Genomic DNA, 21,580 nt, shown 5'->3' with positions numbered 1-21,580 from the left:
GCGGCGCTGCGTTTCAGCCGTCCGGTGAGCGGCCACAGGACTGACGCACCACCAGCCGGCACGGCAGTTTTCGAATGCCCGGCGCGGCGAGCTGGCCGCCGACCAGGGAAAGCAGGGTCAGCCCGGCCTCGCGGCCGAGGGCGACCAGGTTCATGTCGACCGAGGTCAGCGGCGGGCGCGTGGCTTCGGCGACAATCTCCCAATTGTCGAAACCGATGACGCCGACATCGCCGGGAACGTTGAGGCCGCGCTCGCGCAGGGCATCGATGACACCGCGCGCGATCTGGTCGTTGCCGCAAAAGACGGCGTCCGGCCTTTGGCTTTGGCCGTCGAACAATTGCGCCACCGCCTCATGCCCCCAAGCTTCCGACCAGGAGCCGAGCAGCGGCTCGGTCACCGGCAGGCCGTTTTCGGCGAGCACATCGCGATAGGCCTGGGCACGGGCGTGCACCACGGCAAAGCTCGCCGGCCCGCTGACATGGGCGATGCGCCTGCGGCCAAGCCGGCAGAAATGCTCCACCGCCAGCCGCGCGCCGCCGGCATCGTCCGAGACGAAGGCGACGGCGTCGGGGTCGGGCTGGGTGAAGGCGTAGATCACCGGGATGCGCAGATTGGCGAGATCGACGGGCAGATGGCGGTCGATGCGTTTCCCCGTGGCGATGATGCCGTCGACGCGCTTGTCGAGCATGGCCTCGACATGCAGCTGGCCCAGCCGCGGATCCTCCTCGACATTGCACAGGAACACCGAGACGCCATTGTCGACCAGCGCGTCCGAAATGCCAGACATCAGCGGCAGCGAGAAGCGGCCATACGTATCGTTGGTGAGCAGGCCGACGGTGAAGGAGCGGCGCCTGAGCAGGCTCTGCGCCAGGCTGTTGGGCCGGAAGCCCAGGCTACGCGCCGTCTCGCGGATGCGCTCGCGGGTCTCGGCGGTCATGCGCCCCTGGTCGTTGAGCGCCTTCGAGGCGGTGGCAACGCTGACGCCGGCCCGCGCCGCCACGTCACGCAAGGTGACGGGCTTGGGAAAGACCGGAACAGGCTGATCGTCCGCTGCCATCGCGCAAGGGAATCCTTAGTTGGGAAAAGGTTTTCTCTTACAGGCCCGAAGAAGGCCCGGCCAATGGCCGAGCCCGATCGGAGATGTTTGGAAAAACCTTTTCTCAAGTCAAGGCTAGGCCAGATTGGGGGAGCGTTCAAGGGGAAAAGTGGCGAAGGTCTGTCTGTGGGAAGAGAAAGGGCTGAGGCTGGCAAGGCCCGGGGGCCTCGCCCCCACGGGACTGGCTTCGGCATGCACACATTTCCAGGCAGCTGGTCTTTGGCGATAGCGTGCATAGAAGCTTGGCGCATGCATTGTCTTATGCTGCGCTGGTCGACCCCCACTCCGTCTCGGCTTCGCCGAGCCACCTGCCGGGGCGAGCCACGGGTCTCGCCCGTCCTTCGGACCCCCCGATCGACGGGGTAGAGGAAAGGCGCCAGGCTTTTTGCCGTCAACGCTCGTCCAGCAAGGCTCCCTTCCTTTCCCTCCGGAGGGGAAGGTGGCGCTGCGAAGCAGCGACGGATTGGGGGAACCACGTGGCAATCAAGCCTCGGGCCGATCAGTCACGCCAATCACAGAAGATGCGTGCATTCCGTAGCCACTCCCGTGGGGCGAGGAACCCAGGGATTGTCAGCGAAGTCTTAAGGGCTGTTGCGCCATGGTGGTCGCCCGCCAGGAGTCCCACCATGCCCGATACCTCATACGCCCCGAAAGGCCCGGCACGGCCCGGCAAACGGGCAGGGCACGACAGCGCCGACAAACGGCACCCCGATGCTACCGCCATCGCTCGCCTCAAGGCGGAACTCGCGGCCCAGGCCGCCCTCATCGCCAGGCAGGAGGTTTCGCTGGCGCATAGCCGCAAGATCTTCGACCGCGCCTCGGCCGCCGCGCGGATCGGCGTGTGGGAATGCAGCCTGCCCAGCGAACAATTGCACTGGACCGATGTGGTCTACGATCTGTTCGATTTGCCCCGTGGCGCCACGCTCGACCGCAGCGAAATCATCAAGTGCTATCCGGCAGAGTCGCGCAAGGCGCTGGACAGTTTGCGCAGCCGCGCGATCGCCGAGCGCAGCGGCTTCACGCTCGACGCCGAGATCACCACCTTTGCCGGACACAGCCGCTGGATTCGCATCACCGCGACCGTCGAGTGCGAGGCTGATGTGCCGGTGCGCATCTTCGGCATGAAGCAGGACATCACCGAGGAGAAGATCCTGTCGGACCGGATGCGCTATCTCGCCGAATTCGACGCCATGACCGGGCTTGCCAACCGCGCGCGCTTCCAGGCGCGGCTGGCGCAGGCGGATGCCAGCCGCCCGCTCGGCGCGCTGCTTCTGATCGACCTCGACGGCTTCAAGGCGGTCAACGACACGTTCGGCCATGTCGTCGGCGACGAGTGCCTGAAGGCGGCGGCCGAGCGGCTTGCCGAAGGCTGCGGCGCGGCGGATCTGGTGGCGCGCGTCGGCGGCGACGAGTTCGCGGTGCTGCTTGGGTCGCATCTCGACCGGGCTGCCGTTTCCGGCGTGGCCCGCGAGATCATCGAGAGGGTGGGCAAGCCGGTCGTGGTGCGCGGCCAGTCGCTGCGGCTGGGTGCCTCGGTCGGCATTGCCTTTGCCGGGTCGGGCGCGCCCTGCGATCTGTTCGCGCAGGCCGACACCGCGCTCTATGCCGCCAAGGCGGCGGGCCGCAAGACGTTCCGCATCTTCAAGGCCGAGGCCGGCGCGAAAGGCCGCAGTGCCGCGGCGTGAGGGGCTGCAGGCTTTCAGGAAAGCCGGAGCGGCTTCCCGCCCTGAAGTTCTTGAGAACAAAGAGTTAAGGCTGAGGGTTGATGTTTTGCATCACCCGTTGGGTCGCGGCTTGCCGGTCACCTGTGCCCGCGCGGATCGGCGTTTCAACTCCCGTGGCGCCGCGCGTTCCTTTTGGGTTTCGGTGGCGCAGTGCCTGCCGAACAGCGGTGCCGCGACGACGCCAGGCGACATTTCGCAAAGTGCCGACAGAAGAACCTTCGGGCTTAACTTTTCCGCAACCATTTGCCCGTTAGGTCGACCGCAATGGCCTCGTGGCGGAGCGGCTACGCTGGAGACGGCAAATCTCTGAAGCCTCGGTTCGATCCCGAGGCGAGGCCTCCAAAATCATTCAGCTGAGAAGCTGCGTCGAACCTTCGAGAGCGAAGGCGACGACCTGCGGACTTGCATCTTTGGCGGCTTGGGCAGGGACATCTCGGCGCCATCGTCCCAGGCGGCGCAGAGCCGAGGTTAAAACCACCTATTTGCATTTGGCATGCAAGGCGCCCGCGAAAAGAGTGCTATGGAAGGGCGCGAGCTTGCTCGCTCCGATTTTCCCCGACATTCGAGGTTATTTCGTGCGTGAACCGCCACTGCTGCCGGTCTTTGGAAAACTCGGTGTCAAGACACGTGTGGCTGTTCTGGCCGCACCTGCCTCGCCGGCAGGCATCGTGCCGCGCTTGCGGGAGCTTCTGGCCGCGCATGGCGGCATGGCGCTGAAGCTGTCGGTGATCGCCTGGACGATGGTGGTCCTGGGTGCGGTGTTTTTCATGATGCAGGGCTAGGACCATGGCAAACCGCTACGCGCTGCGCATGGATCTGCCCCAGAGCTGGGCCATCATCGATGTCTTCACCGGCCAGCCGGTCGAAGTCCGGCAAAGAGTGATGGTCGGCATGACCCCGCGCGACGCCAACGCCATGCTCGACCAGATGAATGTCCGCGACATCAAGCGCCGGGAGAGGGCGGAGCGCAAGGATTGAACGTTCCTGCTGCCGGCTCAAAGGCTGGGCCAAGACCCGCCGAACCAAAACCAGGGGATTCCCGTGAGAGCGAGCCTGAGGCAAAAGATACTGGAGGTCTGCGACCGCAAGATCTCCGAGAAGGGGCCCGCCGTCGGCGTGTCGTTCTACGCGTTTTTCGCCAACAGGAATGACGACCCCGAACTGCTGATGGAAGCAGCGGAATGGTGGATCAGAACCCACCGCCTCGATCATTTCGAAAAGGCCGCGAAGATACGCACGATGATCGAGGGCATCGACGTTTAATCTTTGTTTCTATGCATGTCGTTGTCTCAAAACCGGGGTCACTTTTGAGCGACATGCATTGGGCTGATCAGCCGAAGTCGGCGGCCGTGAGCACATACATGCTCTTGCGGGTGCGGTCGTAGGCCTTCGACGCCACGCCGCGGATGACGCTGCTCTCGGTGTCGAATGTCGCGAGGTAACCTGCCTCGTTGGCCGCGGTTGCCGGCTGCATCCGGGTCATCGCGTCGGCGGCGACCGAGAAGGAAATCTGGAACATGCCGTCATGGCCGACGAAACGGATGCGCTTGCCGGCTTCGTCATAGCTGCGGCTGCGGTTGGGGAATGTCAGGCTCATGTCTTGACCTCCGTTGTGGCGGCCTTCTTGGTCGCCCGCTTCTTCTTCGGCGTCGGGTTCAAGGCTTCGGCGACACGGTCGGCCTCTTCCTTGGCCAGCCGCAAAATCCTGAGCTTCGCCGTTTTGATCTCCCTGGCCTTCGCTTCGGACATGTATTCGGCGGTTGCCTTGTTTTTCTCCGCCGTCTTCTTCTGCTTGTCGACGAAGCGGGCTTCAGCTTTTTCCATGATCGTCTGATTGCCGTCGGCCATCGAACAAATCTCCCTTGCGTTTGAAATCGTGAAAGTGAACTTGTCCGATAAATAGGCGCTTGATCGGCAAAATTCAATTTTTTGAATTATTTATGCCATTCGCGATATCACGAAATCGCCGGTCGAAATAATACTTTTCAATATTTCATCGGGTCCGCGAATAATTTTTGGCACTCCTATCTATCGAGTGCCAAAGCGCCTATATGGGGAAGCGGCCGCCTAAGCTGGCCCCAGAAAGAAGTTTTCATGAAGTTTCGGCCACTCCACGACCGCGTCGTCATCCGGCGCGCCGAAGGCGATATCAAATCCAAGGGCGGCATCATCATTCCCGACAATGCCAAGGAAAAGCCGCAGCAAGGCGAAGTCATCGCCGTCGGTCCCGGCGCACGCGACGAAAACGGCGCGCTTGTGCCGCTTGACGTCAAGGCCGGCGACCTGATCCTGTTCGGCAAATGGTCGGGCACCGAGGTCAAGATCGACGGCGAGGACCTGCTGATCATGAAGGAAGCCGACATTATGGGTGTCATCGACAAGAGCGAGGCAGCCACCGAGAAGACTGTCGCCGCCAAGAAGGCTGCCTGATCAGCGCGCCGCGTGTCCTTCGGGACGCGCAAGGACGCTCAGAGATTGATCATGGAGGCTCTGCCTTCATCAACCGAACTGGATAAAAATCATGTCTGCCAAGGAAATCAAATTCGCCACCGACGCGCGTGACCGCATGCTGCGCGGCGTCGAGATCCTCACCAATGCGGTGAAGGTCACGCTCGGCCCCAAGGGCCGCAACGTCATCATCGACAAGGCCTATGGCGCGCCACGCATCACCAAGGACGGCGTCACCGTGGCCAAGGAAATCGAGCTTGCCGACAAGTTCGAGAACATGGGCGCGCAGATGGTGCGCGAAGTGGCCTCGAAGACCAACGACCTTGCCGGTGACGGCACCACCACCGCCACGGTGCTGGCCGCCTCGATCCTGCGCGAAGGCGCCAAGCTGGTTGCCGCCGGCATGAACCCGATGGATCTCAAGCGCGGCATCGATCAGGCGGTCGCCGCCGTCGTCGTCGAGATCAAGGCGAAAGCCAAGAAGGTCAAGTCGTCGGCCGAGATCGCCCAGGTCGGCACCATCGCCGCCAATGGCGACGCCACCGTCGGCGACATGATCGCCAAGGCGATGGACAAGGTCGGCAATGACGGCGTCATCACCGTCGAGGAAGCCAAGACCGCCGAAACCGAACTCGACGTCGTCGAAGGCATGCAGTTCGACCGCGGCTATCTCAGCCCGTATTTCGTCACCAATGCCGACAAGATGCGCGTCGAGCTGGAAGAGCCCTATGTGCTCATCCACGAGAAGAAGCTCGGCAATCTGCAGGCAATGCTGCCGATCCTCGAAGCGGTGGTGCAGAGCGGCAGGCCGCTGCTGATCATCTCGGAAGACGTCGAAGGCGAGGCTCTGGCCACGCTGGTCGTCAACAAATTGCGCGGCGGCCTCAAGGTCGCGGCCGTCAAGGCGCCTGGCTTCGGCGATCGCCGCAAGGCGATGCTGGAAGACATCGCCGTGCTGACATCGGGCCAGATGATTTCCGAGGATCTCGGCATCAAGCTCGAAAACGTCACCATCGAGATGCTCGGCCGCGCCAAGCGCGTGCTGATCGAGAAGGACACCACCACGATCATCGACGGCGCCGGCACCAAGGCGACGATCCAGGCACGTGTCGCCCAGATCAAGGGCCAGATCGAGGAGACGACCTCCGACTACGACAAGGAAAAGCTGCAGGAGCGGCTCGCCAAGCTGTCGGGCGGCGTTGCCGTCATCCGCGTCGGCGGCGTCACCGAGTCGGAAGTCAAGGAAAAGAAGGACCGCATCGACGACGCGCTGAATGCAACACGCGCGGCGGTCGAGGAAGGCATCGTGCCCGGCGGCGGCGTGGCGTTGCTGCGCGCCAGGTCGGCGCTTGCCGGCCTGAACGGCGCCAATGACGATGTCACCGCCGGCATTTCGATCGTGCTGCGCGCGCTCGAAGCGCCGATCCGCCAGATCGCCGAGAATTCCGGTGTCGAAGGCTCGATCGTCGTCGGCAAGCTCACCGACAGCAAGGACCACAATCAGGGCTTCGACGCCCAGAACGAGACCTATGTCGACATGATCAAGGCCGGCATCGTCGACCCGGCGAAAGTGGTGCGCACCGCGCTGCAGGACGCCGGTTCGATCGCCGCCCTTCTGATCACCGCCGAAGCTATGATCACCGACATTCCCGCCAAGGATGCCGCACCGGCGGGTGGCGGCGGCGGCGGCATGGGCGGCTACTAACGATTCAGCCGGTCTGCGGGGTGGCTTCATCGAAGCCGCCCTCCAGGCCTGATCTGAATCAGCCACGCCGGCTGCTCACTGAAGTTAGTTATTATCGCCGGGGGATTCTCTCCCGGCGCGCAGGCCTCTAGCCCAGGAGACGGATCCATGATCACGTTCGTGCAGAAGCCACAGACGGTCGTAACGACCGAAACCACCGAGGAAAGCCGCTTCGACCGCATCCGCAGGATTGCCGCCGACAAGCACAAGAAATCCGATTCAGACACGGCAACGTCGCCAAAGAGCGAGCCCAAACGCCCGATGTAGGGTGGTTGGCGGCGCCCCGATCAGGGCGCAACCTCCGATCGGCGGAAGCAGCCGGTGGCGTGATCGTTGACGACCGACGGCCTGCATCCATCCTGCCTCTCCGTCAACCGATACCGCGGCGAACCGGCGCCCGGTCCACAGTGCGCTGGTCGATCATCGCATGCCCCGGGGAATGCCCCATCTCGGTCACGATGCCGCCTGCAGCCTTGCGGCCGGCCTCGGCGTGCCGGATCGAATCAGCCAGAAGATGCCATTCAGCACGCGCCGATGATTGACATGCGGCGCGGACGCATCCGCCGCGCCTGTAAGAGTGCGCTGGCGGCACCGGTCGATCCCGTGTCAAACCGCAAGATCGGTCGAGCGTGACATGTGCGGGAGCGCCTATCTGGTGTTGCCACGGAGAAGAGACGTTGAAGGCGGCGCTTGAAAACTACCATGCCAGGATGCAGCGGGTGCTGGACTACATAGACCAGCACCTGGATGGCGATCTGGATCTGGAAGCGTTGAGCGGCGTCGCGGCGTTCTCGAAATACCATTTCCACCGGCAGTTCACGTCAACCTTCGGGGTGTCCGTGCATCGCTATGTCCAGCTCGCCCGCTTGAAGCGCGCTTCGTACAGGCTTGCCGGGAGCGAAAGCGTCACCGACATAGCGATGGATGCCGGTTACGACGCACCGGATGCCTTCGCCCGCGCCTTTCGGCAACGGTTCGGACAATCGCCTTCGTCGTTTCGGAAGTCTCCCGACTGGGGAGCGTGGCTCATGGCCTTCGGGCCTTTCGACAAAGCAAGGAACACGCTCATGCAGATAATCTTTGACCACGACGACGTGACGATCCGCGAAGTGCCGCCCACACCGGTGGCGATCATGGAGCATCGGGGTGACCGGGCAACGCTCCAGGACACCATCCAGCGGTTCATCGCCTGGCGCAAGGCCGCCGGCCTGTCGCCCGAGACAAGCCCGACCTTCAACATCTTCCGTTCCGAAAGGGAGCCGCGGTCGCGGCCGATTACAGCATGGATATTTGTGTCGGGACCGATCAGCCGATCGATCCGAATGACGGGCAGATGAAGGCTGGCGTGATCCCCGGCGGACGCTGCGCGGTGCTGCGCTACCCCGGCAACACCAACAATCTCGAGCCCGCCGCCCTTTACCTTTATCGTGAATGGCTTCCGGCCAGCGGCGAGGAAGTGCGTGACTTTCCGGTCTATTGCCAACGACAGCTATCCCGCCTCCCGGACGGGCCGATCCACGAAGTGGTCGTTGAGCTTTTTCTGCCCCTGAAATAGCTCCAGCACCACATAGCGGGTCAGCGGCGCGAGTTCGATGTCGCGGGCCGAGCCAGACACCTTCCTGTCGGCAGTATCGGCCTGTCCGGTATTGTCATTATATTAGCCAAAGCGCATATTCGTCCGGCAGTGGGCCCTTGGCCGCCAACGCGTCCAAGGGCGCCTGCAATTGTTCCGAAAAATAAATCGCTCCGTGCCGCTCGAATTATGGAGCAGCACGAGACAATGACATTTGGAGGAAATACCCATGAAAGTGACGATCTTGGCAAACTATGCGCCTCATGCCGCCAAAGGATTGATGCAAGGTTCGGACAGGCAGGCTGCGGTCAAGGCGCTTTTTGAAAGCGTTGGCGGCAAGATGACCAGCGTGATGTTCACGCGCGGCATCTATGACGTCGTTGTCAATGGCGAGGTGCCGGACCAGTCAGCGGGGATTGGCATGTCCCTTGCGGTGCGAGCGAGCGGCTCGCTGACCGAGATGGTTGTCCTGGAAGAACTCGACATGAAGGCAGTGCTCGCGGCCGCCAAAAGGCTGCCGGCGCGTACAAACCCGCCGGCTGATGGACTTGCCTTCTTGATCAAGGCAGCACGGTTCGATGCCGTGCTGCCGAATGCCGGACAGGGCATGTTCTTCCGACTTTCGCGGCGACTGGAATTCAAGCTAGTATCGTCCGGTGGTCGTTTGGTGCAGAGAGCTTGCTGAAACGCAACCGCGATTCTGAACACGGAGACAAGCCATGTTTGCGGCCAAGGCCATCGACACCTCGGACAAGGCCGCATTCTACCGCGACCTCGCTGCTCAGCTGAAAGCACTGCTGGAGGGCGAGAGCGACTCGATCGCCAACGCCGCCAACACCGCGGCACTGATCTTCCAGATGGTGCCCGACCTCAACTGGGCCGGCTTCTATTTCCTCGCCTCGGACGAGGAACTGGTGCTGGGACCTTTCCAGGGCAAGCCGGCCTGCGTGCGCATCGCCGTCGGCAAGGGCGTGTGCGGAACGGCGGTCGAACTCGGCACCTCGATGCTGATCAAGGACGTGCACGATTTTCCCGGCCACATCGCCTGCGACGCCGATTCGCGCTCGGAACTGGTGGTGCTGCTCGAAGATGATGAAGGCGTTTTCGGCGTGCTCGATCTCGACAGCCCGCTGCCCGGGCGGTTCGACCAGGCCGACCAGGCGGGTATCGAGACGCTGGCGGCGATCTATGCGGCGGCGAGTTCTTTCGAGGATTGAGCGCTCGCCATTGAGATAACGCGTCGGCGTCGTAGGGCGCTGCCTCGCAAGCCTACCGCTCCGCCTTCAGCGCACGATCGAACGCCACAGCCGCCATATCAATCAACTGTGCGTGAATCTCACCACGCGATCGACCACCCCCATCATCGCACAGGGGATCACCGATCTCTTCGGACACGATGATCGCCGCCGCGCCGGGCTTGCACGCGCCGAACATGCTGTAATGGCTGGCATCCTTGATCGTCGCGTAGCTGGCATTTGAAACCGCCTTCGCAATCCCGGAAGCATCGGTGGTCGCGGGGATTTTTCCCGGCCGGCCAAGATTGACGATGGCGACCGGAATGCTGATGCCGGCGAAGCTTTTGAGGTCAAGGACATCGACCGGGGCGGGATCGATCGCCATGGCGAAGCGGATGCGTTGGTCGCTGTTGTCGCGGCCGGCGGGCCGCAGATCCATGGCGTGGAGATCGACGCCGCTTTGCCTGACCCACTGGCACAGCGAGGCATTGAGCGCGTCCGTGTCGCAATAGGCCGCCAGCCGTTTCGGGTCGACACGGGCGCCGGCGATTGCGAGTGCCGTGTTGCCGCCCATGGAAAGACCGAGGACGCCGACTTTGGACTGCTCGAGGTGATCGCCGAAAAAGCCGTCCTTGCCGATCGCGTCCAGCGTTGCCGTGAGGTCGGCGGGGCGCAGCCAGAGTTTCATCGTCTCGGCGGCGGATCCGTTCTTCCCGCCATTTCCCGGGTGCGTCGGGGCAGCAACGACAAAGCCCTGCCTGGCCAGAGGCGTTGCAATCCAGCTCAGCGCCTGCGGGGTCCCCGCCAGGCCGGCGCCATGCGACAGCAGGATCAGCGGAAATTTTCCATCTGATATCGGCGCATCGCGCATGGCTGACGTGCCGACGAACAGCTCGCTGTCGCCAAGGTTTGCCGGCTCGCCACCTGGCTGCGCCGGGTACCAGACCGTCACGTCGAGATCGATGCCGCGCTCCTTGGACGGGGCGGCGAATTGGCGAACGCCGACGGTGTCGCCGGCGATGCTCGCGTTCAACATCAGCATCGTCGAAACGAGAATTGTGCAAAGCATGGTCCAGAACTTCATTGAGATCTCCGTTGCCGAAACGCCTGCGCCAAGGCTGAGGGCTGGAGGTTTGGCGCCCGAGCGGTTCGGTACTGTGTTCATGCCGCGATATCGGCGGATACGAACGCAGGAGAGACCTCGATCATGTTCGAGGACGTGCTTGATCGTGATTGAGGACCGGTCGGCGCGGACGTTGCCGTGGAGCCCTACCTCCGAGCCCTAGGCGAACTTCACCAGCATCAGGCTGAAGCAGCCGATGAACAGGAAGGCGGAGAAGGCGAGAGCCAGCGGGCGCAGGCCGCGCGAGCGCAGCTGCGAAATGTCGGCCTGCAGGCCCATGGCGGCGAGCCCCATGGTCAGCATGATGGTGGTGGCGAGAGCCATCGCCGACTTCACTTCGGCTGGCACGGTGACCAGGCTGTTCAGCGCCACGACGGCGACGAAGGCGGCGACGAACCACGGCATGGGCGGCCGTGCAGCAGACTGGTCGCCGCTCGTCTTGCGCCGCGCCATCAGGCCAAGCGCGATGACCATCGGCGCCAGCATGGCGACGCGCGTCAGCTTGGCCACGGTGGCGATCTCGCCGGACTGGGTGCCGTTCTGGAAGCCCGCGCCGATGACCTGCGCCACCTCATGGATCGAGGCGCCGGCCCACAGGCCGAAGGCGTGCTGGTCGAGGCCAAGCGTAGGGGCCAGCAGCGGGAAGCCGAGCATGGCGACGGTGCCGAACAAAGTGATCGAGGCGACGGCATAGGTGACGTCCTCGTCGCGCGCATCGGTGACGATGTTGGTGGCGACGATGGCCGAGGCGCCGCAGATCGAGGTGCCGGCGGCAATCAGCTGCGCCAGCTTGCGGTCGACGCCGATCAGCCGGCCGAGCGTGACGGTGAAGAGGAAGGTGGCGCCGAGCGTCGCCGCGACGATGCCGACGCCGCCGGCGCCGATGGAGACGACCTGGCCAAGCGTCAGCTGGAAGCCGAGCAGCACGATGGCAAAGCGCAGCAGGCGCTTTTGCGAGAAGGCGATGCCGGCCTTGGCGTGCGCCGGCAGGCCGAGCACGTTGGAATAGATCATGCCGGCGACGACGGCGAGGATCATCGGGCTGAACAGAGTGAGACCGGAGACATTGTGCGCCGAGAAGGCGACGGCCGTGATCATCGCCACCAGCACGATGCCCGGAATGACGCCGTTCCACATCGAATCGAGGCGCTTGCGGCCCGTGGCCAGATCGGCCGGTATCAGGCTTTTCGGAATATCGTTCGCGATGTGGGTGGCGGAAGACAATGCAATTCTCCAGGCGAGTACCCTGGGAGAATGCCATTCCTGAAACGATCTTTCCAACGAATTGTTCTGGTTGGAATGATCGATTTTTACGAACGGTTGGGGCTAAAGGTCGTACGAACCCTCCGGCTACAGCAATTCTTGCCACCGTCGCGCGCCATGAACCACGCGTACAATTTCCGCGCCATCGTCGATCTGACGATAGAGGATTAGGTAATTTCTTACAGGGAAGGTGCGTAAGCCCGGCCGCACTTCTGGTCGGGCAACACCCATTCCCGGCATATCGGAGATGCGCTGGCAATGGGCATGGATCTCATCATACCAACGCAACGCCGCCGAGGGACTGTCCTCGGCGATATAGAGCGCGATGGCTTCGATATCCGCTTCGGCTTCCGGTCGTAGGCGAAGCGTCATCGCGACGTGCGCTCGGCGATCCTTGCATCGAGCTTGCTTTTGATCCGGGCGAAAGCCTCGCCACTGTCGACGGCGTTGCCGCTTGCCATTCCTTCATCCCAAAGCCGGCCCAACTCGTCGACGGCCCGGTCACGCTGCATCCGACGAAATTTCCATTCGCGCAGCGCCTCGCGCATGACTTCGCTCGCCGAGGCGTATTCGCCCGCCGCGACAACCTCGCGCATCATGGTTGCCATTTCAGGGGTGAGGGCAACGCTCACTTTCTCGACATTGGCCATCTGTGTGTTCTCCTACTGCGCAAAGTAGGCAAGTTTACCACCGCCTGCAAGAAGGAGGCATTCACCTACATCAAAGCTGGGCTTCGATCGCCGCCTTGTCGATGACCGACCAGACATTCCTGATCCTGTCATCCAGAAATTCATAGAAGACATTCTCGCTGAAAGAGACCTTTTGCCGTTGATGGGGAGATCGAAGAAGGTCCCCTTTGGCGTACAGTTGAACTGCAGGCGGCTGGCGATGAAGGGTGGATCGGCGATCAGCAGCTGGACGTCGAAATAGAGGTCCGGAATTTCGCGAAAATCCCGTTCCAGCATGGAGCGGTAGCCCGATAGCCCGACGCGGTCGCCATTGTAGTGTACCTCGTCATGAACGAAGCGATGCAGTCGCGCCCAATCCTGATTGTTGAGACAGTCGATGTAGCCTCGATAGAGGTCGGTCTCGGTCACGGCGATGGCTCCGCATAGATCAGGCTTGATCGCGAAGATAGAACGACCGCGAATACAGTCCAGACGTTCTAGCCCCGATAGCGCAACGCATCGACCAGCAGCGAGAAGGCAGGCGTCGCCTGGCGACGGCTGGGGTAATAGAAGTGGTAGCCGGGGAAGGGCGCGCACCAGTCGGCCAGCACCCGCACCAGCCGGCCGTCGGCCAGCGGTGCGCGCACCTGGTCCTCGGGCAGATAGGCGAGGCCGAGGCCTGCGAGCACGGCATTCATGCGCAGCCCTGCCGTGTTGAAGATCAGCTGGCCCTCGACGCGCACTTTCAGCTCGCGGCCGGCTCTTTCGAATTCCCAGGCATAGAGCCCGCCATAGGTCGGCAGGCGCAGATTGATGCAATTGTGGGTGGTCAGGTCCTGCGGCACGCGCGGCTTTGGCCGCCGGGCGAAATAGGCCGGCGCGCCGACCACCGCCATGCGCATGTCGGGGCCGATGCGCACCGCGATCATGTCGTGCGCCACCTGTTCGCCGAGCCGCACGCCGGCATCGTAGCGCTCGGCGACGATATCGGTCAGGCCGTAGTCGACGATGATCTCGACCTTGATGTCGGGATAGTCCGGCAAAAGCCGGGCGATCGCCGGCCACAGCACCGCGTCGGCGGCATGCTCGCCGGCGGTGATGCGGATGGTGCCGGCGGGCTTTTCACGCAAGGCGCTGAGCGCGGTGAGCTCGGCCTCGATCTCGTCGAGCCTTGGCCCGACGGAGCGCACCAGGCGCTCGCCGGCCTCGGTGGGCGACACGCTGCGCGTGGTGCGGGTGAGCAGCCGCACGCCCAGCCGCTCCTCCAGCGCGCGCACCGTGTGGCTGAGCGCCGATTGCGAGACGCCGAGCTGTGCCGCCGCCCGGGTAAAACTTTTTTCGCGCGCAACCGCCAGGAAGGCGGTCAGCTCGTTGAGATTGTCTCGCGGCATTGATGAGAATTCCTCATAAGTACATGCCGGATATAGCACCTAATCCAGACCAATCGCAGGGGCTAAATAGACGCCATCACATAGACACCATCATGGGCGGCTGCCCGAACTCGGCGGCCCCTCAAGCCAGTGGCAGCGTCCTGCCCGGCGTGAAGAAGGAAAAAGACCATGGATATCAAGCGAAGCGGCTCGCAAGCCTCTGGCAAGGGCCCCGGCGACTGGTTCACCGGCACGGTGCGCATCGATCCGCTGTTCGCGGCCATTGCGCCGGCCCGCGCCGCCGGCAATGCCGTTACCTTCGAGCCCGGCGCGCGCACCGCGTGGCATACCCATCCGCTCGGCCAGCTCTTGATCGTCACCGCCGGCTGCGGCCGCGTGCAGCGCGAGGGCGGGCCGATAGAAGAAATACGGCCGGGCGACGTGGTTCGCTTCGAGCCCGGCGAAAAGCACTGGCATGGCGCGGCCCCCACCACCGCCATGACCCACATCGCCATCCAGGAAGCGCTCGACGGCAAGGCCGTCGACTGGATGGAGCATGTCAGCGACGCGCAGTACAAGGCCTGATCGCCGGAGCCAGAAAAATGTCCACGCCCGCCACCGCACCGCACCAGACAGCCATCCTGGCGATCATCCTCGTCAGCTATGTGATGATCGTGCTCGACACCTCGATCGTGCTCACCGGCCTGCCCAGGATCCACCAAGGCCTCGGCTTCACCGATGCCGGGCTGGCCTGGGTGCAGAGCGCCTATACGCTGACCTTCGGCGGCTTCCTGCTGCTCGGGGCGCGGGCGGGTGACATTCTGGGGCGCCGGCTGATGCTCATCGTCGGTCTTGGCCTGTTCACGCTTGCTTCGCTGGCGATCGGTGCGGCGCAATCGGCGGCCTGGATGATCAGCGCGCGGGCGATCCAGGGCCTAGGTGCCGCCATCCTGGCGCCTTCGACGCTGGCGCTTCTGCAGACCACCTTCGCGGAAGGTCCCGAGCGCACCCGCGCCGTGTCCTACTACAGCGCGGTGGCCGGTGTAGCGGCCAGCGTCGGCCTGGTGCTGGGCGGCGTGCTTGCCGACTGGATCTCCTGGCGCGTCGGCTTCTTCATCAATCTGCCCATCGGCATTGCCATGATCATCGCCGCGCGCAAGTACATCGTGGAAACCGAGCGGCGCGCCGGCGAACTCGACGTCATTGGCGCCCTGACCTCGACCGTCGGCATGACGGCACTTGTCTATGGCTTCATCCGCTCGGCCGACACCGGCTGGACAAATGCCGGTACGATCGCGTCGCTGGCAGGTGCCGCGCTGCTGCTTGGCGTCTTCGTCGTCAACGAATGGAAGGCGAAGCAGCCGATCATGCCGCTCAGGCTGTTCGTCAGCCGCGAGCGTGCCGGCGCCTATGCCGCCCGCATCCTGTTCCTGGGCGCCATGATCGGCTTTTTCTTCTTCACCACACTGTATCTGCAAGGCGTGCTCGACTACAGGGCGGCGCTGACCGGCATGGCCTTCCTGCCGATGACCATGGTCAATTTCGCCGTCGCGATGGTTGTGCCGCAGTTGACGCGCCGGTTCGGCAATGGCCGGCTGCTGGCCGGCGGCCTTGCGCTCTGCCTGCTCGGCATGGCGTGGCTCAGTCGCGCCTCGTTCGACACGGCCTATTTGACCGGCGTGGCGCTGCCGATGGTGCTGATCGGCGCCGGGCAAGGCCTGACGCTCAGCCCGCTGACCACATCGGGCATTGCCGGCGTCGCGCCTGGGGATGCCGGTGCCGCCTCCGGCGTCGTCAACGTCGCCCATCAGCTCGGCAATTCGCTCGGCCTCGCCGTGCTGGTTGCGGTGGCGGCGGTTGGCGCCGGTGCGCTCGATGGCCGGGAACTGCTTGCCTATCGCTTCGGCACCGCGCTGACCGCCGGCTCGGCCATGCTGGCGCTGGCGCTGCTGTTCGTCTGCGCCCTGATCGTGCGGCCCCGCAAGGCGGTGCAAGCGGTGGCGACGGGGGCGAACGCCTGAAGGCTGGACGCGGGCCGGCGACCCTCAACAAGAATCGAAAAGGATCAAGACAATGCAAAAGCGCACACTTGGAACAAGCGGCCTCGAAGTCTCGGCCATCGGCCTTGGCTGCATGGGGATGAGCCAGTCCTACGGGGCTCCGATGGAGACGGCGGATGCTGTCCGCTTGATCCGCTCCGCCTTCGAGCGCGGTATCACCTTCTTCGACACGGCGGAGGTCTATGGACCGTTCAAGAACGAGGAGGTCGTCGGCGAGGCGTTGCAGCCGATCCGCGACCAGGTGGTGATCGCCACCAAATTCGGCATCGACATCACCGGCACAGCCGGACATGAGGGCATGGACAGCCGGCCGCAGCATATTCGCGACGTCGTCGAGGCCTCGCTCAAGCGGCTGAGGACCGATCGCATCGACCTTCTCTACCAGCATCGTGTCGATCCGGTCGTCCCGATCGAAGAGGTGGCGGGCACGGTGAAGGAGTTGATCAGCCAAGGCAAGGTCAAGCATTTCGGCCTCTCCGAAGCCGGCGTGCGCACGATCCGCCGCGCCCATGCGGTGCAGCCGGTCGCGGCCCTGCAAAGCGAATACTCGCTGTGGTGGCGTGAACCCGAGGAGGCGATCCTGCCGGTGCTCGAAGAACTGGGGATCGGCTTCGTGCCCTTCAGTCCGCTGGGCAAGGGTTTCCTGACCGGCGCCATCGACGCCAGCACGACGTTCGACAGCAGCGACTTCCGCAACACGGTCCCGCGTTTCGCAGAAGAGGCCCGCAAGGCCAACCAGGCGCTGGTCGATGCGATCGTCGCAATCGCGGCGCAGAAGAAGGTGATCCCGGCACAGGTCGCGCTCGCCTGGCTGCTGGCGCAAAAGCCCTGGATCGTTCCGATCCCCGGCACGACGAAGCTCAATCGCCTCGAGGAGAACATCGGGTCGACCGCTGTCGCGCTGACGGCGGACGATCTTGCCGACATCGAAAACGCGGTCTCGGCGATTGCCGTGCAGGGAGAGCGCTATTCCCCGCAACAGGCGGCACGGATCGATCGCTGAGGCGCAACCGGAAGGAAAATCCCATGACCGACAACATCAAGGACAAGGTCGTCGTCATCACCGGCGCCAGCAGCGGGCTTGGCGAAGCAGCCGAACGCTTTTGGCGAAAGAGGGCGCGAAGCTGGTGCTGGGGGCGCGCCGCCTCGACCGGCTCGAGGCGCTGGCCGCTGAGCTTTCGCTTGGCAAAGACGCGATCCTTTCGACCGACGTCACCGATGTCGGCCAGGTCCGGCGGCTTGTCGACCATGCGGTCAAAACACATGGCCGCGTCGACGTCATCATTCAACAATGCCGGGCTGATGCCGCACTCGCCGCTCGAGCGCGGCAAGGTCGACGACTGGGACCGGATGATCGACGTCAACATCAAGGGCGTGCTTTACGGCATCGCCGCCGCCTTGCCGCATATGAAGACGCAGAAGAGCGGCCACATCATCAATGTGTCGTCGGTCGCCGGCCACAAGGTCGGGCCGGGAGGTGCCGTCTATGCCGCGACCAAGCACGCGGTGCGGGTCATCTCGGAAGGGCTGCGGCAGGAAGTGAAACCCTACAACATCCGCACCACCATCATCTCGCCGGGCGCCGTGGCGACGGAGCTGCCCGCCAGCGTCACCGAGCTCGATGTCGCCCAGGGCGTGCGCGCGCTCTACGACCGGGTGGCCATCCCGGCCGATTCCTTCGCCAGGACGGTGGTGTTCGCCATGAGCCAGCCGGATGAGGTCGATATCAACGAGATCCTGTTTCGGCCGACGGCGCAGGAGTATTAGGGGCGCGGCGCGGGCGTTTGACGTTCGCTCGCATTGAAGAGCCGTATGCCTCTGGCGATTGGCTGAAGCGCCCAACACTTCGTCATCCACGGGCGGAGCAAGGAGCGAAGCGACGCGGCACAGACCCGAGGATCCATGCCGCGACCTGAAAAGCGTTGCCACGGTTCGGAATCCTGCTCCGCTGCACCCGTCAGCAAGGTCGCGGCATGGATCCTCGGGTCTCCGCGACGCCGCTACGCGGCTGCTCCGCCCGTGGATGACGAAGTTTGGAGGGCGCCGCAAATTTCCAAACCTTGACAGCGCCGTTCTTCCTGCGCCAGCTTGGCATTATGTTCGCTCTCGCGCCCACCTACACCCAGCGACGCCGCCGCACCAAGCGGAGCGGCAAGCTGATTGCGCGACGATAAACCCGGCAGGATAGATCCGGTTCGTTCGTTTCCAGCCCCGCCCGCGACAACGCCGGCGGGGTTTTTTCATGTCTGGAGCATTTTTGATGACAAACGATTCCATCCGGTTTCGGCCGGCCGAGCCCGCTGACGCCGCCGCGATCAGGGACATCGTTCGCGCGGCCTATGCGAAATGGGTGCCGGTCATCGGTCGCGAGCCGCTGCCGATGCGCGCCGATTACGGGAAGGCCGTTGCCGAGCATCCCTTCGAGCTCGCAGTCGCGGACGGCCGCATTGTCGGGATGATCGAAACCATGCTGGCCGACGATCACCTCTGGATCGAGAATGTCTGCGTCGCGCCGCAGGCGCAGGGCAGGGGTATCGGCCGGCTGCTGCTGGAGCGGGCCGAGCAGAAGGCGCTAGAGGCCGGCCGCCCGGAGTTGCGCCTGCTGACCAATGGCGCCTTCGCCGCCAATGTGTTGTTGTACAAAAGCCATGGCTATACGATCGACCGGGAGGAGCCATTCATGGGTGGCATGACGGTCTATATGAGCAAGGGATTGACGCGATAGCGGGCAATCGGAGGCATGGATACGACGATGGCGGCCAGGGTCAAATTGAAGCAACTTCCCGGGCCGTACGCGATTTCGCGGCTCGGAGCGGGCGACAGCATTCCCGGCTGGGCGGACGGGCCGGGCTTCGTCAGCATCACCAGGACCGACGACGAGCTTTCGATCACGTGCCTGCAGGATCGTGTTCCAGGCACGGTCAAGCACGATGGTGACTGGGTCGCCTTCAAATTGCAGGGGCCTTTTGCTTTCGACGAAACCGGCATCGTGCTGTCGGTCATCCAGCCGCTGTCAGAAAACGGGCTGGGCATCTTCCTGGTGTCCACCTTCGATGGCGATCATTTGCTGGTGAAGGCGGCGGATCAGGATGCGGCGAGACAGCATCTGGTCGAGGCGGGACACACGGTGCTGTAATTCATCCCACGCCATCGAAAACGGCTGGGTTCTCTGGCCCAACGCCTCTGGCTCAATCACTGGCGCGCTGGCTCAACCACTTCGGGGGTTGCGTTTGACAGCGGCGTTTGTGCATCGTTATCACTAGCTGGATATCACGGCCGGAACGGCCACGCGGCACCCCCAAGGAGAAAACCATGTCACACAATTTGCAGTTCTATATCGATGGTGCGTGGGTCGATCCTGTTGTGCCCAACACGCTCGATGTCATCGATCCGTCGAACGAGGATGCCTTCGCGCAGATCTCGCTCGGCTCCAAGGCCGATGTCGACAAGGCGGTGGCCGCCGCCAAGCGCGCTTTCCAAACATTCGGCTTCACTTCGGTGGAAGAGCGCCTCGATATCCTGAGCCGCATCATCGCCGTCTACAAGAAGCGCAGCAAGGACCTGGCGCTTGCCGTGTCGCGCGAGATGGGCGCGCCGCGCCAGATGGCGCTCGACAGCCAGGTCGGCATTGGTCTGGCGCATCTGGCCAAGATGGCGGAAGTGCTCAAGACTTTCCAGTTCCGCCACGTCAAGGGCAGCGCGCTGATCGCCAAGGAGCCGATCGGCGTCGTTGGCCTGATCACGCCGTGGAACTGGCCGTTGAACCAGATCACCTGCAAGGTGGGTCCCGCGCTCGCCGCCGGCTGCACCATGGTGCTGAAGCCGTCCGAGATCGCGCCGCTCGACGCCATCATCTTCGCCGAGATCATCGACGAGGCCGGCGTGCCGAAGGGCGTGTTCAACCTCGTCAACGGTGACGGCCCCGGCGTCGGCCAGGCACTGTCCAGCCATCCCGACGTCGACATGATGTCGTTCACCGGTTCGACCCGGGCCGGCATATTGGTGGCCAAGGCCGCCGCCGACACGGTCAAGCGCGTGCACCAGGAGCTGGGCGGCAAGTCGGCCAACATCCTGTTCCCGGATGTCGACCTGGCCACCGCCGTCACCAAGGGCGTCGCCGGCTGCTTCAGCAATAGCGGCCAGTCCTGCAACGCGCCAACCCGCATGTTCGTACCGCGCGACCGTCACGACGAAGCGGCGGGCTATGCGAAGGCGGCAGCGGAGAAGTTCGTGGTCGGGCCGGCCGACGGCGCCAACACCAAGCTTGGCCCTGTCGTCAGCCAGGTCCAGTTCGACAAGATCCAGGACCTGATCCAGGCCGGCATCGACGAAGGTGCGACGCTGGTCGCCGGCGGCCCCGGCCGCCCGGCCGAACTCAACCGCGGCTATTACATCAGGCCGACCGTGTTCGCCGACGTCACGCACGACATGCGCATCGCGCGCGAGGAAATCTTCGGGCCGGTGCTGGCGATCCTGCCCTACGACACGGTCGAACAGGCGGTCGAGCAGGCCAACGACACTGTCTACGGCCTGGCCTCCTACATCCAGGCCAAGGACATCCAGAAGGCGCGCGACGTGGCGGCACGCATGCGCTCGGGCAATGTCTACATCAACTACCCGACCTGGGACGCCGGCCTGCCCTTCGGCGGCTACAAGCAGTCGGGCAACGGCCGCGAATACGCCGAGTATGGCCTCGAGGATTTCCTCGAGATCAAGGGCATCGCGGGGTACGAGGCGGCGGAGTAGGCGCGACGCGGTTCGGGCCGGCGGTAGTGCCGGCCCACTTCATCTGTTTGGCATCCGAGGCCGCCATCTAGGAATTGACGTGGCGGCTTTATCGAACTTTGCTTGCGGCCAACTGCCGAGCATTTATGATGGTGTCGCGGAAATTCTTGGTTTTCCACACGAACCGCGGATGAGCCGGAAGCTGGAAAAGTCAGAGCCCGACGAGAGTCTCTACCAAGTCTTTGTCGACGATAATTTCCATTATCGTGACGAGAGCCATCGGTATTTGGACGGACAATTCGCAACCTATGATGAGGCGGTGGCGCACTGCCGTGCCATAGTCGACGGCGAACTGGAAAATGCTTTCAAACCGGGAGCAACTGCCGAACAGCGGTTTGAGACATACAGTCTGTTTGGCCTGGATCCGTTCATCAAGACACCGCCCGGGCGACGGGTCGATCCGCCTTTTTCCGCTTGGGATTATGCAAAGGAGCGGTGCGGAATCCTGCCTCGCGACGCTGCCATTCCAGAAGCCTGATTTTCAGCGCTTC

Annotated in this window: 24 protein-coding genes and 3 pseudogenes; 18 read left to right on the top strand and 9 right to left on the bottom strand. The window is 63.6% G+C overall.

What is annotated here, in order from left to right; all coding sequences use genetic code 11:
* Positions 1–13: 13 nt before the first annotated feature.
* A complete protein-coding gene (locus tag HB778_RS04645) occupies positions 14–1,057 on the bottom strand; it encodes a LacI family DNA-binding transcriptional regulator (protein ID WP_183461868.1) in 1,044 nt (347 codons plus the stop codon).
* A 665-nt stretch (positions 1,058–1,722) separates the two neighbouring features.
* Here HB778_RS04645 and HB778_RS04640 point away from each other — a divergent pair.
* The 4 genes from HB778_RS04640 (at position 1,723) to HB778_RS04625 (ending at position 4,083) form a co-directional block, all read left to right on the top strand.
* A complete protein-coding gene (locus HB778_RS04640; protein ID WP_183461866.1) occupies positions 1,723–2,781 on the top strand; it encodes a diguanylate cyclase domain-containing protein in 1,059 nt (352 codons plus the stop codon).
* 614 nt (positions 2,782–3,395) lie between these two features.
* On the top strand, positions 3,396–3,602 hold the full coding sequence (locus tag HB778_RS04635; protein WP_183461857.1) for a hypothetical protein: 207 nt from the start codon (positions 3,396–3,398) through the stop codon (positions 3,600–3,602).
* 4 nt (positions 3,603–3,606) lie between these two features.
* On the top strand, positions 3,607–3,798 hold the full coding sequence (locus HB778_RS04630) for a hypothetical protein (RefSeq protein ID WP_095200467.1): 192 nt from the start codon (positions 3,607–3,609) through the stop codon (positions 3,796–3,798).
* Positions 3,799–3,861: 63 nt separating this feature from the next.
* The gene (locus tag HB778_RS04625; protein ID WP_183461855.1) at positions 3,862–4,083 is read left to right on the top strand and encodes a DUF6500 family protein; all 222 of its coding nucleotides are present in this window, start codon (positions 3,862–3,864) and stop codon (positions 4,081–4,083) included.
* A 67-nt stretch (positions 4,084–4,150) separates the two neighbouring features.
* Here HB778_RS04625 and HB778_RS04620 read toward each other — a convergent pair whose 3' ends face one another.
* Together HB778_RS04620 and HB778_RS04615 are read right to left on the bottom strand one after the other, a co-directional pair.
* The gene (locus HB778_RS04620) at positions 4,151–4,417 is read right to left on the bottom strand and encodes a DUF1488 domain-containing protein (RefSeq protein WP_095200469.1); all 267 of its coding nucleotides are present in this window, start codon (positions 4,415–4,417) and stop codon (positions 4,151–4,153) included.
* A complete protein-coding gene (locus HB778_RS04615) occupies positions 4,414–4,668 on the bottom strand; it encodes a hypothetical protein (RefSeq protein WP_095200470.1) in 255 nt (84 codons plus the stop codon). Before HB778_RS04615 ends, HB778_RS04620 begins: the two co-directional genes overlap by 4 nt.
* Positions 4,669–4,914: 246 nt before the next feature.
* On the opposite strand from HB778_RS04615, the gene HB778_RS04610 reads away from it, so the two are divergent.
* From HB778_RS04610 to HB778_RS04585, 6 genes and pseudogenes are all read left to right on the top strand, one after another.
* Positions 4,915–5,250: a co-chaperone GroES gene (locus HB778_RS04610; protein ID WP_183461853.1), complete on the top strand. Its 336-nt coding sequence runs from the start codon at positions 4,915–4,917 to the stop codon at positions 5,248–5,250.
* 91 nt (positions 5,251–5,341) lie between these two features.
* Positions 5,342–6,973, top strand: a complete 1,632-nt coding sequence (gene groL, locus HB778_RS04605) for a chaperonin GroEL (RefSeq protein WP_183461851.1) — start codon at positions 5,342–5,344, stop codon at positions 6,971–6,973.
* 147 nt (positions 6,974–7,120) lie between these two features.
* Complete coding sequence (locus tag HB778_RS04600) at positions 7,121–7,279, top strand: hypothetical protein (protein WP_179297959.1); 159 nt, start codon at positions 7,121–7,123, stop codon at positions 7,277–7,279.
* 410 nt (positions 7,280–7,689) lie between these two features.
* Positions 7,690–8,567, top strand: a pseudogene (locus tag HB778_RS04595) (AraC family transcriptional regulator).
* A 247-nt stretch (positions 8,568–8,814) separates the two neighbouring features.
* Positions 8,815–9,270: a GYD domain-containing protein gene (locus tag HB778_RS04590; RefSeq protein ID WP_244661811.1), complete on the top strand. Its 456-nt coding sequence runs from the start codon at positions 8,815–8,817 to the stop codon at positions 9,268–9,270.
* A 34-nt stretch (positions 9,271–9,304) separates the two neighbouring features.
* Positions 9,305–9,802, top strand: a complete 498-nt coding sequence (locus HB778_RS04585; protein ID WP_183461849.1) for a GAF domain-containing protein — start codon at positions 9,305–9,307, stop codon at positions 9,800–9,802.
* Positions 9,803–9,854: 52 nt separating this feature from the next.
* On the opposite strand, the gene HB778_RS04580 is transcribed toward HB778_RS04585, so the two are convergent.
* The 6 genes and pseudogenes from HB778_RS04580 to HB778_RS04555 form a co-directional block, all read right to left on the bottom strand.
* A complete protein-coding gene (locus HB778_RS04580) occupies positions 9,855–10,904 on the bottom strand; it encodes an alpha/beta hydrolase family protein (protein ID WP_183461847.1) in 1,050 nt (349 codons plus the stop codon).
* A 198-nt stretch (positions 10,905–11,102) separates the two neighbouring features.
* Positions 11,103–12,167 (bottom strand): YeiH family protein, encoded by a 1,065-nt coding sequence (locus HB778_RS04575; protein ID WP_183461845.1) that lies wholly within the window; start codon positions 12,165–12,167, stop codon positions 11,103–11,105.
* A 126-nt stretch (positions 12,168–12,293) separates the two neighbouring features.
* Complete coding sequence (locus HB778_RS04570) at positions 12,294–12,578, bottom strand: type II toxin-antitoxin system RelE/ParE family toxin (RefSeq protein ID WP_183461843.1); 285 nt, start codon at positions 12,576–12,578, stop codon at positions 12,294–12,296.
* Positions 12,575–12,856 (bottom strand): type II toxin-antitoxin system ParD family antitoxin, encoded by a 282-nt coding sequence (locus HB778_RS04565; RefSeq protein WP_183461841.1) that lies wholly within the window; start codon positions 12,854–12,856, stop codon positions 12,575–12,577. Before HB778_RS04565 ends, HB778_RS04570 begins: the two co-directional genes overlap by 4 nt.
* Before the next feature lie 70 nt (positions 12,857–12,926).
* Positions 12,927–13,303, bottom strand: a pseudogene (locus tag HB778_RS04560) (ester cyclase).
* Positions 13,304–13,371: 68 nt separating this feature from the next.
* A complete protein-coding gene (locus tag HB778_RS04555) occupies positions 13,372–14,265 on the bottom strand; it encodes a LysR family transcriptional regulator (RefSeq protein ID WP_183461840.1) in 894 nt (297 codons plus the stop codon).
* Between the two features lie 168 nt (positions 14,266–14,433).
* Between HB778_RS04555 and HB778_RS04550 the strand changes: the two genes are divergently transcribed.
* From HB778_RS04550 to HB778_RS04515, 8 genes and pseudogenes are all read left to right on the top strand, one after another.
* The gene (locus tag HB778_RS04550; RefSeq protein WP_183461838.1) at positions 14,434–14,829 is read left to right on the top strand and encodes a (R)-mandelonitrile lyase; all 396 of its coding nucleotides are present in this window, start codon (positions 14,434–14,436) and stop codon (positions 14,827–14,829) included.
* A gap of 17 nt (positions 14,830–14,846) precedes the next feature.
* On the top strand, positions 14,847–16,265 hold the full coding sequence (locus HB778_RS04545; protein ID WP_183461836.1) for an MFS transporter: 1,419 nt from the start codon (positions 14,847–14,849) through the stop codon (positions 16,263–16,265).
* Between the two features lie 52 nt (positions 16,266–16,317).
* A complete protein-coding gene (locus HB778_RS04540) occupies positions 16,318–17,307 on the top strand; it encodes an aldo/keto reductase (RefSeq protein ID WP_183461834.1) in 990 nt (329 codons plus the stop codon).
* Between the two features lie 23 nt (positions 17,308–17,330).
* Positions 17,331–18,071, top strand: a pseudogene (locus HB778_RS04535) (SDR family oxidoreductase).
* Between the two features lie 490 nt (positions 18,072–18,561).
* Entirely contained in the window at positions 18,562–19,029 is a 468-nt protein-coding gene (locus HB778_RS04530; protein ID WP_183464997.1) for a GNAT family N-acetyltransferase, read from the top strand.
* Between the two features lie 27 nt (positions 19,030–19,056).
* Positions 19,057–19,440, top strand: coding sequence for an ACT domain-containing protein (locus HB778_RS04525; RefSeq protein WP_183461832.1), 384 nt, complete (start codon positions 19,057–19,059; stop codon positions 19,438–19,440).
* A gap of 176 nt (positions 19,441–19,616) precedes the next feature.
* The gene (locus HB778_RS04520) at positions 19,617–21,050 is read left to right on the top strand and encodes an aldehyde dehydrogenase family protein (RefSeq protein ID WP_183461830.1); all 1,434 of its coding nucleotides are present in this window, start codon (positions 19,617–19,619) and stop codon (positions 21,048–21,050) included.
* A 79-nt stretch (positions 21,051–21,129) separates the two neighbouring features.
* Positions 21,130–21,567, top strand: coding sequence for a hypothetical protein (locus tag HB778_RS04515; protein ID WP_183461828.1), 438 nt, complete (start codon positions 21,130–21,132; stop codon positions 21,565–21,567).
* The last annotated feature ends 13 nt before the right edge of the window (positions 21,568–21,580 follow it).

The sequence above is a fragment of the Mesorhizobium huakuii genome (assembly GCF_014189455.1).
Classification (GTDB): Bacteria; Pseudomonadota; Alphaproteobacteria; order Rhizobiales; family Rhizobiaceae; genus Mesorhizobium; species Mesorhizobium huakuii_A.
This window is presented reverse-complemented; position numbering and strand designations above follow the sequence as displayed.